General features: G+C 69.7%; 11 protein-coding genes. 2 read left to right on the top strand and 9 right to left on the bottom strand.

Annotated elements, in window-relative coordinates; translation table 11 throughout:
• Positions 1-415 precede the first annotated feature (415 nt).
• The 4 genes from HLH27_RS15500 to HLH27_RS15485 form a co-directional block, all read right to left on the bottom strand.
• Positions 416-1,351 carry a 2-hydroxyacid dehydrogenase gene (locus HLH27_RS15500; RefSeq protein ID WP_182950947.1) on the bottom strand — a complete coding sequence of 312 codons (936 nt, stop codon included), beginning with the start codon at positions 1,349-1,351 and terminating at the stop codon, positions 416-418.
• A gap of 145 nt (positions 1,352-1,496) precedes the next feature.
• Positions 1,497-2,417, bottom strand: coding sequence for an EamA family transporter (locus HLH27_RS15495; RefSeq protein ID WP_182950946.1), 921 nt, complete (start codon positions 2,415-2,417; stop codon positions 1,497-1,499).
• 43 nt (positions 2,418-2,460) lie between these two features.
• Positions 2,461-4,491, bottom strand: coding sequence for a DNA topoisomerase IV subunit B (gene parE / locus HLH27_RS15490; protein ID WP_182950945.1), 2,031 nt, complete (start codon positions 4,489-4,491; stop codon positions 2,461-2,463).
• An 85-nt stretch (positions 4,492-4,576) separates the two neighbouring features.
• Positions 4,577-5,119, bottom strand: coding sequence for a hypothetical protein (locus HLH27_RS15485; protein WP_182950944.1), 543 nt, complete (start codon positions 5,117-5,119; stop codon positions 4,577-4,579).
• Positions 5,120-5,441: 322 nt separating this feature from the next.
• Here HLH27_RS15485 and HLH27_RS15480 point away from each other — a divergent pair, with 322 nt between their 5' ends.
• Complete coding sequence (locus HLH27_RS15480; protein WP_338029930.1) at positions 5,442-5,984, top strand: hypothetical protein; 543 nt, start codon at positions 5,442-5,444, stop codon at positions 5,982-5,984.
• Positions 5,985-6,035: 51 nt separating this feature from the next.
• Here HLH27_RS15480 and HLH27_RS15475 read toward each other — a convergent pair whose 3' ends face one another.
• Positions 6,036-6,485, bottom strand: coding sequence for an RrF2 family transcriptional regulator (locus HLH27_RS15475; RefSeq protein WP_182950942.1), 450 nt, complete (start codon positions 6,483-6,485; stop codon positions 6,036-6,038).
• A gap of 167 nt (positions 6,486-6,652) precedes the next feature.
• Here HLH27_RS15475 and cysK point away from each other — a divergent pair, with 167 nt between their 5' ends.
• Positions 6,653-7,642: a cysteine synthase A gene (gene cysK / locus HLH27_RS15470; RefSeq protein ID WP_182950941.1), complete on the top strand. Its 990-nt coding sequence runs from the start codon at positions 6,653-6,655 to the stop codon at positions 7,640-7,642.
• Positions 7,643-7,849: 207 nt separating this feature from the next.
• On the opposite strand, the gene HLH27_RS15465 is transcribed toward cysK, so the two are convergent.
• The 4 genes from HLH27_RS15465 to rnr form a co-directional block, all read right to left on the bottom strand.
• Entirely contained in the window at positions 7,850-8,998 is a 1,149-nt protein-coding gene (locus tag HLH27_RS15465) for an OmpA family protein (RefSeq protein ID WP_182950940.1), read from the bottom strand.
• A gap of 208 nt (positions 8,999-9,206) precedes the next feature.
• Positions 9,207-9,545 (bottom strand): DUF1491 family protein, encoded by a 339-nt coding sequence (locus HLH27_RS15460; protein ID WP_182950939.1) that lies wholly within the window; start codon positions 9,543-9,545, stop codon positions 9,207-9,209.
• Between the two features lie 51 nt (positions 9,546-9,596).
• Positions 9,597-11,195, bottom strand: coding sequence for a S41 family peptidase (locus HLH27_RS15455; RefSeq protein ID WP_182950938.1), 1,599 nt, complete (start codon positions 11,193-11,195; stop codon positions 9,597-9,599).
• Positions 11,195-13,462 carry a ribonuclease R gene (gene rnr, locus HLH27_RS15450; RefSeq protein WP_182950937.1) on the bottom strand — a complete coding sequence of 756 codons (2,268 nt, stop codon included), beginning with the start codon at positions 13,460-13,462 and terminating at the stop codon, positions 11,195-11,197. The genes HLH27_RS15455 and rnr overlap by 1 nt, the downstream gene beginning before the upstream one ends.
• Positions 13,463-13,464: the final 2 nt, after the last annotated feature.

The raw sequence follows: 13,464 nt of genomic DNA, 5'->3' as shown, positions 1-13,464 counted from the left end.
GATCCTGTCGGATTCGACGGTCGGCCACGTCCCATCTCGTTCCGGATTTCCGGTGATTGCGATGTCGCGTAGGGCTCCCTGTTGCATGTGTCATTGCCCTGTTACGGCGCGTTAATAAAAATTACACATGATCGGAACGGACCTGTCGACCGCCCGTGGACTGCCTGTTACGGATTTCTTGCATTATGTTGCCCATCTGCAACATGGATGCCCGGCGGCAGACGCAGGTCTGCACCCGGCGAAATGCGGAAGATTAAAATTTTAGAAATCTAATTGAACTGTCAGGGAAATTTGTGAACGAATTTTTATTGAAAAAAGGGTGGCTTTTTTTTCGATCTTCATGGCCGCCACGGGCCTGTGCTGTGAATGCCACAGGCCCGTGGCGGACGGGTGCCGCGACGCCCTTGCGGCCTGCTCAGTAGCCGCGTGCGATGTCGACGGGATCGTGCGCGGGCAGGCCGGCACGCAGGCGGCGGATATTTTCGGCCACCTGTGGCGCGGCGGAGTCCGGAAGGGCGACCGAGGCGACGTGCGGTGTGATCAGCACATTGTCCAGGGTCCAGAGCGGGTGGTCATCTGGCAGGGGTTCGGGGGTGCAGACATCCAGCGTGGCCTGGCCGATCCGGCCCGAGCGCAGGGCGGCGAGCAGGGCCTGCTGATCGACGATGGCGCCGCGGGCGACGTTGATGAAGCCTGCGCCCTGCGGCAGCATTGCCAGGCGCTCGGCGTTCAGCAGGCCGACGGTCTGCGGCGTCTGGGGCAGCATGCAGACCAGGATGTCGCATCCGGCCAGGAAGGCGGGCAGGCTGTCCATTCCGGCATGGCAGGCGATGCCGGGTTCCGATTTCGGGCTGCGCGACCAGCCGCTGACCGTGAAGCCCTGGCGCGCGCATTCGCGTGCCGCGAACAGTCCCAACTCGCCCAGCCCCATGATGCCGACGCGGGTGTGCGAGAGGGGGCGGGGTTCGACGAAGGTCCAGCGACGCTGGCGTTGCGCGGCCTCGAACGCCGGAATGTCGCGGGCCATGCGCAGGGTGGCGAACAGGACGTAGCTGGCCATCATCCGCGACATCATCGGGTCTTGCAGTCGCGTGATGACCACGCCGGGGGGCAGGTCGTCGCGCGCCACCAGCGCGTCCACCCCGGCGCCGAGGCTGACGATCATCTGCAGGTCGGGGAAGCGGGCGAAGAAGCCCTGCGGTGCGTTCCAGACCAGGGCGTAGCGTATCCCGGTGGGGTCGGTGACGAAGTCGGCCAGGTCGAATGCCAGGTCGGGCAAGGCCGTGCGCAGGGCGGCGCGCCAGGGCTCGGGATTGTCCATCCGGCTGTAGAAGACCAGGCGGTCCGTCATGTCTCGCTCCCCTCGCTGTCCGATCGTTGCGACCCTATCGCGATCCCGGCGCAGTGAGGAGTGCCGACGCCCAACGATCTGATAACGAATGGGTTTCCAAAGGGCTATGCCCTTTGGTGGGTCAAGGGCAAAGCCCTTGTCTCTCTCAGCCCTCGGGCAGTGCCGCCGGGACTTCAAGGCCCGGCCGCTGGAGCAGCACGCCGGCGATCGAACTGAGCACGATGCACAGGATTCCCGCCCATTGCGCGGGGGCCAGATGTTCGCCCAGCAGCAGCAGGCCGATGATGGCGGCCACGGCCGGGTCGAGGCTGGTGAGGATGCCGAACTGGCGGGGGTGCAGGCGCTTCATGGCCAGCATTTCCAGCGTGTAGGGCAGGGCAGAGGAGAGGATGGCGACGAAGCAGGCCAGCAGGGCGGCATGGGGATGGGCGGCGGCGACGGGCAGGGTGGCCGCCATCAGCGGCGTGACCAGCACGGCGCCCACGGCCTGGCCAAGTGCGGTGGCGCGCGCCGCGTCGATGCGCCGGCTGACCCGGCCGCCGGCCACGATATAGGCGGCCCAGGCTGCCGCGGCCATCAGCCCGTAGGCCACGCCCAGCAGGTCGAGCGGGCGGCCGGCCAAGGCCGCGCCGGGGCGCAGCAGCAGGTACAGCCCCCCGACGATGACGGGAAACAGCAGCAGTTCGCGCGCGCGGCGGGCGCCCGACAGGGACAGGGTCAGCGGCCCCAGGAATTCGACCACCACCGCCACGCCCAGCGGCAGGCGGTCCAGCGACAGGTAGAAGGCAAGGTTCATCACCCCGATCGAGGCGCCGTACCACAGGACCAGCCTGAGGGTGGCCCGGTCGGGTGCCGCGCGCCACGGGCGGACCAGGAGGCCGAGCACGATGGCGGCGATCCACAGGCGCAGGCTGACCGTGCCCAGCGGCCCGAAGACGGGAAACAGCAGCTTGGCGAACGAGCCGCCCACCTGGAACGAGACCATGCCGCCCACGACCAGCAGCATGCCGGCCAGCGGATCGTGCTGCTGTTCGTCGGCCGCCGTGGGATGGGCGGCCGTGCTCATCGGTTGCCCATGGGGGTGGGGGGCATCGGGGCGGGCAAGGGGGTCAGACGTCCAGTTCTTCGACCAGGCGGGCATGTTCCTGGATGAACTGGAAGCGCGATTCCGCCTTGCGGCCCATCAGCTGTTCGACGCGGTCGCTGGTCAGCGCGCGGTCTTCGGGCCGGGTGACGACCTGCAGCAGCGTGCGCTTCTTGGGGTCCATCGTCGTCTGCTTCAGGTCGCCCGGCGGCATTTCGCCCAGGCCCTTGAAGCGCGAGATCTCGACCTTGGCGTTGGGCTTGAAATCGGATTTCAGCTTCCGCTCGCGGTCGGCATCGTCCATCGCATAGACCGTCCGGCCGCCCTGGGTCAGGCGGTAGAGCGGAGGCTGTGCCAGGTAGATATGGCCCCGGCGGATCAGCTCGGGCAGTTCGCGGTAGAAGAAGGTCATCAGCAGCGAGGCGATATGCGCGCCGTCGACGTCGGCGTCGGTCATGATGATGACGCGGCCGTAGCGCAGGCGCGTGGCATCGAACCGGTCGCCGATGCCGCAGCCCAGGGCCTCGACCAGATCGCGCAGTTCCTGGTTGGCGCGCAGCTTCTCGGTCGAGGCGCTGGCGACGTTCAGGATCTTGCCGCGCAGGGGCAGGACGGCCTGGGTTTCGCGGTTGCGGGCCTGCTTGGCCGAGCCGCCGGCGGAATCGCCCTCGACCAGGAAGATCTCGGTCTCGGCCGCGTTTTCGCGCGTGCAGTCGGTCAGCTTGCCCGGCAGGCGGAGGCGCCGCGTGGCGCTCTTGCGCGGGGTGTCCTTCAGGTCCTTGCGGCGCAGCCGTTCCTCGGCGCGTTCGATGATGAAGGCCAGCAGATTGTCGGCCTGCGCCGGATGGCCGGCCAGCCATTGTTCGAACCGGTCGCGCAGCGCGGTCTCGACCAGGCGGCCGGCCTCGGGCGAGGTCAGCTTTTCCTTGGTCTGGCCCTGGAACTGCGGATCGCGGATGAAGACCGACAGTTTGGCGGCGATGATGCCCATGATGTCGTCGGCCGCAATCGCCGAGGCGCGGCGGTTCGACCGCTGCTCGCCCCACGCGCGGAAGCCCTTGAGCAGGGCGGTGCGGAATCCGGATTCGTGGGTGCCGCCCTGCGGGGTGGGGATGGTGTTGCAGTAGGAGGCGAGGCTGGACGACCCGGATTCGAGGAACGCCACCGCCCATTCCATCCGCCCGGTTTCGGCGCCGTCGGGCCCCACGGGCAGGTCGGCGTCGCCGTGCCACATTTCGGCCAGCAGGGCGGCGGTGCCCAGCTCGTCGCGCAGGCTGTCGGCCACGCCGCCGGGGAAATGCAGCACGGCCTCGGCGGGGATGTCGCCGTCGCGGATCAGCGCCGGGTCGCAGGCCCAGCGGATGGTCACGCCGCGATAGAGATAGGCCTTGGACCGGCAGAGCTTGTACAGGCGTGCCGGGGAGAAATGGAGGCGGCCGAAGATCTGCGGATCGGGGGTGAAGCGGATCTGGGTGCCGCGCCGGTTCTGGGTGGGACCCACCTTTTCCAGCGTCGTGACCGGATGGCCGCGTTCGTAGGCCTGGCGCCACAGGGTGCGGTCGCGCGCGACCTCGACCTCCATCCGCGCGGCCAGGGCGTTGACCACCGACGAGCCCACGCCGTGCAGGCCGCCCGATGTCGCATAGGCCTTGCCAGAGAATTTCCCGCCCGCGTGCAGCGTGGTCAGGATGACTTCCAGGGCCGAGCGATCCTTGAACTTGGGGTGCGGGTCGACCGGAATGCCGCGCCCGTTGTCGCGGATGGTCAGCCAGTCGCCTTCGTCGAGCGCGACATCGATGGTGGTGGCGTGGCCGGCCACCGCCTCGTCCATCGCATTGTCCAGGATTTCGGCGGCCAGGTGATGATACGCGGCCTCGTCCGTTCCGCCGATATACATGCCGGGGCGGCGCCGTACGGGCTCCAGCCCCTCCAGCACCTCGATGGCGCTGGCGTCGTACGCCTCGGCCGCGTTGGCCGGAGCCGGCGCGGCGGCCTCGGTCGGGCGGGGGCGGGGCCCCCGCTTCGGGCGCGGCGCGGAAAAGAGATCGTCGTTCATGGACTGTTCTTTGTTCCGCGCCCCTGTTCCCTGTCAAGCAGGCGCGTGAGCGGGGTCGCGCGCCATGCCCGGCAGGTGCCGCGCGTCAGCTGCGGGTGGTGCGGGCGGCGCGGGCGCGCGAGCGGCTGCGGACCTCGGTATGCAGCACGCGTTCGGGTGCTGCGCAGGTCTCGTACGACGCGGGCTGGATGATGTCCTTGGCCTGGGCGTAGTGCGCCAGGTCCTGCGCGCTTTCCAGCACCGCGACCTCGTCGAACATCGCCGCGCGCTGGTTGCAGAAGGCGGTGCCGGCCTTCAGCCCGCGTTCGGACTGCACGTTGGCGAGCTGGGTGATGTAGTCGTCATGCTCGCGCTGGGCGCCGCGGCCGTAGGTGGTGCGGAAATAGGCGTTGAGCGTCCCTTCCTCGTCCAGCAGGCGGGGGCGGAAGCGTTCGACGAAGGCGTTGTAGCGGTCCTGCATGTTGCACGACAGGGCCGTCACCATCAGTTCGCTCTTCAGGCCCTGCACGTCGAAGGCCTCGTGCGCAGGCGAGGAGGTGCAGGCGCTGGCGGCGAATGCGGCCTGGCCGTTCAGCAGGCCGGCCAGGGCCAGGCCGGCGACCGTGGCGCGCCAAATGGGAAACGTCATGATAGGGGTTTCTCCCGACCGACCGGAAAGCTGCGCCGGGTCGTGGTCGATGACATGAACCGGCATGTGAACTGGGCTTGCTAGCGTTCTATAATGGCAGCATAACCCTGACCAGAGTGTTGGCAATCAAATTTTGGGGCCATGACCGACCGTCGCACCATGGCGCGTTCTGCCGCCCCTGGCCATCCGTAGATTGCCGATCCGTGGGGATCGGGTAGGGTCTTTATGTGCATCCCGGTCGCGCCCTGGCGCGTTGCCGGACGATTCGCGGCCGCGTCTGGAGCGTGCCGGTTTCTTGAGCGAGCGGAGTTGACGAGTGCGCGTGCGACTGTCTTCTGCAATTCTGGTGGCGGCGTCTGCCGTGCTGGCCGGATGTCAAAACAAGCCTGTGCTCCAGGTCTCGGGTCCGCCCGACCCGTTCGGCTACCTGAAGCGTTCGGCGGTCTGCCAGGTCGGCCCCGTCAAGTCGGCCGGGCCGGCCCAAAAGACCACGACGATGGCGGTGCGCAGCGACGACGGCAACTGCGTCGTGCTGGTCCAGCAGGGCGGGGAGCATGCCTATGCCTCGTTCGGCGTTTCGCCGGCGCCGGAGCATGGCAAGGCGTTTCTGTACAATCACAACGATCATACCTATGTGATGTACACGCCCAACACGGCCTATGCCGGGCCGGACCATTTCGGCGTGACGCTGATCCGTGGCCCCGGCCAGCCGCGCGATACGCTGGATGTGACGGCGACGGTCGATGCGACGGGCGTGGTGGTGCCGACCCCGCTGATCACCGCGCCGACTCCGGCCCCTGCGGCGGCGAAAAGCACGAGCAAGACCGCGACCAGGCGTCGCGCCAAGACGACCACCCATCCCTGATGGGCGGCGGGGGTTCGACCCCCGCCAATCCCCGCATGAGGCGGGGAGAAATCAGATCGAAAAGGTGATCGGCTCGGCCAGGGGGCGGCGCATGCCGCTGGATTCCGCCCGGTGGACCAGGTCGTCCAGGGTCAGCTTGCGGCACTGGGCCGATACCGTGTCGTCCAGCTTCTGCCAGCACGGATCGATGACGCGGGTGAACAACTGGCCCATCGGCCCGTCGTCGGACGAGGAATCGTCGGCGGTCGCGACCTCGACGATATCGGCCACGGTGATGTCGCGCCGGGGGCGGCCCAGCCGGTAGCCGCCGCGCGGCCCGCGCACGCTTTCCAGCAGGCTGGAGCGCGACAGGGTCTGGAGCAGCGGTTCGATCCCCCGTCGGGCCAGGCCGGCGCGCTCGGCGATGTCGGCGGCGCTGACGGTGCCGGTGCGTCCGGCATGGAAGGCGACGTCGAGCATGATGAGCACCGCGATCATGGCCCTGTCACGCCGAAGCAGCATTCCCGATTTCCCCTGCAATTCATGGTGCGTCCGACGGCCGGACGCGCGCTGGGCGTGAGGCTAGCAGGATCGGCGGCGATGATCCACGCTTCTGTTTGGTGTGATGATGGATTATGTCAGCTATTACGATTAAATCCGCGGCAATGCGTTGAACGAAGGAGCGACCCATGGATCATTCAGTGGCGGCGGACGGCCATCTGGGCCTGGCCGGGCCGCGCGGGCGTGTGTACGACTCGATCGTGGATACGGTCGGCGGCACGCCGCTGGTCGCCCTGCCGCGCCTGATGCGCGAGGACGAGGTTGCCAGCCGAATCCTGATGAAGCTGGAGTTTTTCAATCCGCTGGGGTCGGTCAAGGACCGGATCGGCGCCGCCATGGTGCTGGCCGCCGAGCAGCGGGGCGACATCACGCCCGGCCGGACCGTGCTGGTGGAGCCGACATCGGGCAATACCGGGATTTCACTGGCGTTTGTCGCCGTTGCGCGCGGGTATCGGCTGATCGTGACGATGCCCGAGGGGGCGTCGATGGAGCGGCGCAAGATGCTGCGGCTGCTGGACGCGGAATTGCAGCTGACCCCCTCGCGCCTGGGCATGGCGGGTGCCATCGCCCGGGCCGAGGATATCGTGAAGAAGACGCCGCATGCCTGGATGCCGCGCCAGTTCGAGAATGCGGACAACCCCGCGATCCATGCCCTGACCACCGCCGAGGAGATCTGGACCGATACCGCGGGCGCGGTGGATATCGTGGTGGCCGGCGTGGGGACCGGCGGCACCGCCAGCGGCATTGCCCATGCGCTGAAGCCCCGCAAGCCCGGGCTGGCGGTCTATGGCGTGGAGCCGGTGGAAAGCGCGATCCTGAACGGGGACGAGGCCGGTCCGCACGGTATCCAGGGGATCGGGCCCGGGTTCTGCCCCCGGACGCTGGACCTGCCGGCGCTGGACGGAGTGCTGACGGTGTCGGAGCGCGAGGCGATCGCCGCGGCGCGGCGATGTGCGCGGCTGGATGGGGTGCCGATCGGGATTTCGTCGGGGGCCGCGCTGCATGCGGCGCTGAAGCTGGCCGAACTGCCGGAGCATGTGGGCAAGACGATCGTCGTGATCGCCCCGTCCTTCGCCGAACGGTATCTTTCAACGTCGCTCTTTACGGGCCTGACCTGAATTTCTGGCCGTCAGCGGGGTCTGGCGGCGATCCGACGCGCGTCCGCTGTGCTCCGGTGCTCACGGCCATCAAGGCCGCTCCGCTCCGGTGCTCGCGGACACACGACGGGCGCGGCCCGTGCCGGGCCACTCTCGCTCACCAGACCCCGCTGACGGCCAGAAATTGCGCGGCCCCCAATGGAATTGGGGTCAAGGGGCCGACTTGCCCTATTTCAGGATGATCTCGACGCGGCGGTTCTGGGGTTCGCGGGTGTTCGGGCCTGTGGGCACCAGCGGGTGTTCCTCGCCGAAGCCGTGGAGGTCGATCGCGGTGCCGGGGACGCCATCGCGGATCAGTTCGGCCTGCACGGCCTGGGCGCGGCGCAGGGACAGCGCCATGTTGTAGCGCGCGCCGCGCGGGCCGGGGTGGGCGGCGGAATTGTCGGTATAGCCGTTGACCTCGATCCGCGTGGTCTGGGTGTGGGTCGAGGCCTGGGCGGCCGTGGCCACGATGGCCCGGGCGCGATCGGACAGGGCGGATTGATCCCAGTCGAAGAACACCAGGTAGGTGCGGGTCTGCGCAGGGGCGGGGGCCGTGGGCTCGACCGACGGCGGGGCCGGGGGCGGGGCCGGATTGAATTCGTAGCGCAGGCCGAGCATCAGCGAATGGTTGAAATCGGTCATGGTGTCGCGATTGCCCGTCGCGGTGCCGTAGGGGCGGGACGTGTCGTAGCCGCCGACCGTGCCCACCGAGGTGGCGCTGTGGGATTGCGGGCCGAGCATGGTCCAGAACCGGTATTCCGCCGTTGCCGACAGGCCGACGACCCACGGTACCGGGAAGGCGAGGCCGAAGATGCCCTGGTAGGCGAAATTGCCGAACGTGCCGCCGATCTGCTGGTTGAAGCTGTTGCCCGGCCCCATGACGGAGGCGTTCATCGACTGCCAAGCATAGCCGATGCCGGCGCCGAAATAGGGGTAGAGCCAGCTCTTGCCGATATCCATGTCGAACAGCGCGTTGGCCATGACCCCGTAGGTCTGCTGCCGCCCGCCCACATGGCTGGAGGCCAGGGCGCTGGTGTTGAAGTTCTTGAGCCCGTTATTGCGGTAGTTGCCCTCGACCTCCACCCGGAAGCCGTTGCCCAGGCCCCAGCCGATGCTGCCGATGCCGACCGCGCCGGTATGGTAGCGGTCGCGCCCGTCGGGGAAGTTGGGCGACGAGCGCACGCGCTGGTCCTGGTTGAAGGTGGCCCCGCCCTCGCCGGCCACGTACAGGCCCTGGACGGGTTGGGCGAAGGCCGGGGCAACGGAGAGGGTGGAACCGAAAGCGAACGCCGCCGCCAGAATCGTTCCTCCAAGCAATCCGTGCCGCACTGTCATGGTCTGGTTTCTCCCTTAGCCGGGTATGCTGACTGTGCGGCCCGGTCGAATGAACGCGCGTCGCCTTTATATTTCTGTCTTCTTTGCCGAAAGACGCGCGGATGGCAATCCATTGGGTGGCATGCGCGGCGGCCTGAGCGGCGCCGGATGGTCGTGAGGGGACGGGTGTGGAGCGCACGACACACCCACAAGGTTCCGCCGAGGGGGGTCAGAGCAGGGTTGCCTCGAACGGTGGGGCGAGATCGGGGGCGTCGAATTCCAGCACCCACAGGTCGGGGTCGCGCCCCACCTGGCGGGCGACATAGGCGTCGGCGGTGGCCTGGTCGACCGGGTCGGCGCCCGTGCCGCGAATCCAGGCCGGGCTGCCGTCGGGCGCGCGGGTCTGGGCCAGCACCGACAGGCGGCCGTCGCGGCCCAGCAGGACGGCCAGGACGCCGCCCGCGTCGGCGTCGCCCCGCCTGAGGACCATGGCGGGGTGGCCGGTCTGGTTGGCATGGCGGACCACGGCGGAAACCCACAGGCCGGCGCGGAGGCGGGCCTCGGTCACGATGTCGCCCCCGATCTGGTCCCCGGAGGTCCGGAGAGGGGCGGGACGGTCTTATTCGGCCTGCGGCGCATAGGTGCCCTCCTCGGGGATGGCGGACAGGGCGGCGCGATATTCCGCCGGATTGTCGATCAGCGACCGGGCGGCGTCGAGGTCGGAATCGGTGCCGATCGCGGCGGGGCAGGCCTTGCGCAGGTCGAGGATCCGCGACACGGCGACGGGGAAGCGGACGGCACGGCTGGCCTGCACGGTGTCGCGCATGTCCACCTGGCCGGCCGCGAGGTCCTGGAGCTGCCGTTCCAGGTCGGCCTCGCCCCGGCTGGTGCAGACCTGCGGCATGACGCCCAGCCCTTGCAGCGGCCAGCCCAGCGGCGCCAGGACGCGGCTCCAGGTGACGAACAGTTCGCCGCCGTCGGGCATCTGGCCGATTGTCTGGACCAGTCCCTTGCCCAGCGTGGCGCTGCCGACCACGACGGCGCGCCGGTGGTCGGCCAGGGTGGCGGCCAGGATCTCGGCCGCGCTGGCAGTGCGCCCGTCGACCAGCACGACGATGGGCACGCCGTTGGTCATGTCGCCGCCCTGCACGGCCCAGACATGGTTGGCCTGGGCGTCGCGCCCATGCGTGACCACCGCCACGCCGCGATCCAGCACCAGGGCGCTGGCCGTGACCGCCTGTTGCAGCACGCCGCCACGATTGCCGCGCAGGTCCATCACCAGCCCGCGCAGATGCGGGTCGTCGCTCGCCTGGTCCAGATACTGGCTCATTTCCTGCGCGGTATCGGCGGAAAAGGCGGTGATGCGGATGACCACCACATGGCCGTCGGCGTAGGCGAAGACCGTCTCGGGCGGGACCGAGGCCCGGTGCAGCACGATCGTGCGGCGCGCGCGCTCGTCGCCCACCAGCAGCGTGACCCGGCTGCCGGGGTCGCCCAGCAGCCATTGCGTGACGGTCTGGGGCGTCTGGTCGCGGGTGGAGCGGCCGTCGACCGCGTAGAGGCGCTGGCCGACCACCAGGCCCGCCGGCCAGGCCGGCCCGTTGGCGTTGACCGCCGTGATCAGGATCGAGCGGGCGTCACGCCCCAGCGTCAGGCCGGTTCCGGCCTCGCCGCCCGTGCGGGTGTCGCGGTCGGTCGTCGCCGGGGCGGGCGCGACGTAGCGCGAATACGGGTCCATATGGTTGAACAGTTCGTCGAAGAACCCTTGCAGCAAGCCGCCGCCGCCCGCGTCGCGCACGGCCGAGGACCGGACCCAGGCCGCCTGCATCAGCCGCACCGTCACGTCGGTCCAGCCGGCCTGGTCGGTCTCGGCGGGGTCGGGCACGCGCAGCAGCACGTCCTGCCCCAGGGCGAGTTGCACGGTGCCGTCGCGGTCGGTGACGGTCAGAGACGGGTCGATCGCGCTGAGCCCGTTCAGGCCCCATAGGCAGAAATCGCGCGAGGTATGGCTCTCCAGCGTGCGGGGGAGCAGGAAGGTCAGGGCCGCGTTGAGGACGGCCTGGGTCATGGTGGTGTCCAGCGCCGGGCGCGCCGGATCGGCGGCCGCCAGCCTTGGCGTCATCAGGTAGATGACGACCAGCATGATCGCGATCGAGCGGGCCGGCAGCCGCAGGGGCCGGCGGCCGATCCACCCTCGCGAGGCGGCCCGGGGGCGCATCAGCGCGGGCGCTGGCCGCGGGTGCGGCGCGCGGGGGCGGGCGGCGGGTCCGTCAGGGTGAAGAGCAGGCCGCCCGTCACCGGTGTCGCCTCGGCCAGCCGCACGGTGACGGGCTGGCCCAGCCGCAGGACCAGTCCGCTGTCGCGGCCGCGCAGGGTGTGGGTCTTGTCGTCATGGGTCCAGACATCGTCGGGCAGGGTCGATACCGGTACCAGACCGCTGGCCCCGGTCTGCGTCAATGTCACGAACACGCCGAACCGGGTTACGCCCGACACATGGCCGGAGAATTCGCTGCCGACCCGGTCGGCCAGCCACGCGGCGACATAGCGTTCGGTCGTCTCGCGCTCGGCCTGGATGGCGCGCCGTTCGGCGGTGCTGACCTGCGTGCCGATTTCCTCCAGCTTTGCCGCATCGGCGGCGGGCATGGCGTCGGGCGGGTGCGTGCCCATGCCGATCAGGGCGCGATGCACCATCAGGTCGGCATAGCGCCGGATCGGGCTGGTGAAATGGGCGTAGGAGGACAAGGCGAGGCCGAAATGGCCGATATTGTCGGGGCTGTATTCGGCCTGGCTCTGCGCCCGCAGGATGGTTTCGCTGACCAGAGTGGGGGCGTCGCCTTCGGCGGCGCGGGCCAGCACGCCGGCCAGGTCGCGCGCGTGCAGGGTGCCGACCGGCGGTACCGTGAAACCCATGGCCGACAAATTGTCGCGCATCGACTCGGCCCGTTCGGGCGAGGGCGGGGCGTGGATGCGGTACAGGCACGGCCGGCGGCGGCGTTCCAGTTCCTCGGCGGCGGCGACGTTGGCCAGCACCATGAAATCCTCGATCAGGCGATGGCTGTCGTGGCGGATACGGGGTTCGATGGCGGTGATCCGCCCGGCCTCGTCGAGTCGGACCACCCGTTCCGGCACGTCGAGTTCCAGCGTGCCACGTTGTGCCCGCGCCGTCGACAGGGCACGCCAGGCGGCGAACAGGGTGGCCAGCATGCCCTCGGGCAGCGCGCTGTCCTGCCGGCCCTCGGCCATCGCCTGGACCTCGTCATATGTCAGGCGTGCCGCGCTGCGCATGAGGCCCCGGCCGAAGCGGTGGCGCAGTTTCCGGCCCTCGGCATCGATATGGATTTCGACGAACAGGCAGCCGCGATCCTCGCCCGGGCGCAGGGAGCACCAGCCATTCGACAGGGCCTCGGGCAGCATCGGGACCACCCGGTCGGGGAAATAGACCGAATTGCCGCGCCGCCTTGCCTCGCTGTCCAGCGCGGAGCCGGGGCGTACGTAATGCGCCACGTCGGCGATGGCGACGATGAGGCGGAAACCGGGGCCCTCGGGGCCCGACCAGGGTTCGGCATACACCGCGTCGTCGAAATCGCGGGCGTCGGCGCCGTCGATCGTGATCAGCGGGACCTCGCGGAGGTCTTCGCGCCCCTCGGCCGATACGCCGCGCGCGCGCTCGGCCTCGGCCAGTGCGTCGGCGGAGAACTGGTGGGGGATGGCGTGGGTGTGGATGGCCAGCAGGCTGACCGAGCGCGCGTCGCCCATCGGGCCCAGCCGCTCGACGATCCGTACCGGCTTCAGCCCGTGGCCCGCCATGGGCAGGGGCTCGGCCACCACGATCTCGTCGGTTTCGGCGCCCATCGTCTCGCCTGCCGGGACGATCCATTCGGCCTTGGAACGCCGGTCGGCGGGGACGATGCGCCCGGCCTCCTGCACCCGGCGCGGCGGGGCGGCGGGGTCGGCCGGCGTGGCGCGGAACAGGCCGACGACCCGGCCGGGGGCGTCGGTCAGGCGGCGCAGGGTGCGGCCCTCGTAGCGGCCGGGGCCGACGCGCTTGAGGCGCGCGACCACCCGCTCGCCCGGTGCCAGGGCCGGGCGGCCCTTCTGCTCGGGGTGCATGAAGATGACGGGCGCGGGTCCGTCGCCTTCCCACATCACGGGGCGGGCGATCGGGTCGCCGTCGGGATCGGTGCCGGTGACCTGCACCACCGTCGCCTCGGGCATGGCGGTGGAGGCGCGGAAGCGGCGTGCACCGGCGGGGACCAGCGCGCCGTCCAGCGCCAGTTCGCGCAGCATGTCGCGCAGGGCCGCCTTGTGTTCCGGACCCAGGCCGAAGGCGCGCGCGATCTCGCGCTTGCCGACGCGGCCGGTGGCCTCGGTCACGAACCGGCGCAGGGTTTCGCGATCCGGAAGCCCTCCGGCCCGGGGGGGGCTGGAGGGATCGGGCAGCGTATCGGGCGGCGGCTGAGGGTCGGAAGGTTTCCTCCCCTCCATCG

This window comes from Gluconacetobacter takamatsuzukensis (assembly GCF_014174275.1).
GTDB lineage: Bacteria > Pseudomonadota > Alphaproteobacteria > Acetobacterales > Acetobacteraceae > Gluconacetobacter > Gluconacetobacter takamatsuzukensis.
The sequence above is the reverse complement of the archived record's forward strand: the minus strand, read 5'-3'. Positions and strand labels throughout refer to the sequence as shown.

Coding starts and splice junctions, on each gene's coding strand:
- HLH27_RS15500 (WP_182950947.1), bottom strand. CDS start 1,351: ATGACGGACCGCCTGGTCTTCTACAGCCGGATGGACAATCCCGAGCCC.
- HLH27_RS15495 (WP_182950946.1), bottom strand. CDS start 2,417: ATGAGCACGGCCGCCCATCCCACGGCGGCCGACGAACAGCAGCACGAT.
- parE (WP_182950945.1), bottom strand. CDS start 4,491: ATGAACGACGATCTCTTTTCCGCGCCGCGCCCGAAGCGGGGGCCCCGC.
- HLH27_RS15485 (WP_182950944.1), bottom strand. CDS start 5,119: ATGACGTTTCCCATTTGGCGCGCCACGGTCGCCGGCCTGGCCCTGGCC.
- HLH27_RS15475 (WP_182950942.1), bottom strand. CDS start 6,485: ATGCTGCTTCGGCGTGACAGGGCCATGATCGCGGTGCTCATCATGCTC.
- cysK (WP_182950941.1), top strand. CDS start 6,653: ATGGATCATTCAGTGGCGGCGGACGGCCATCTGGGCCTGGCCGGGCCG.
- HLH27_RS15465 (WP_182950940.1), bottom strand. CDS start 8,998: ATGACAGTGCGGCACGGATTGCTTGGAGGAACGATTCTGGCGGCGGCG.
- HLH27_RS15455 (WP_182950938.1), bottom strand. CDS start 11,195: ATGCGCCCCCGGGCCGCCTCGCGAGGGTGGATCGGCCGCCGGCCCCTG.
- rnr (WP_182950937.1), bottom strand. CDS start 13,462: ATGGAGGGGAGGAAACCTTCCGACCCTCAGCCGCCGCCCGATACGCTG.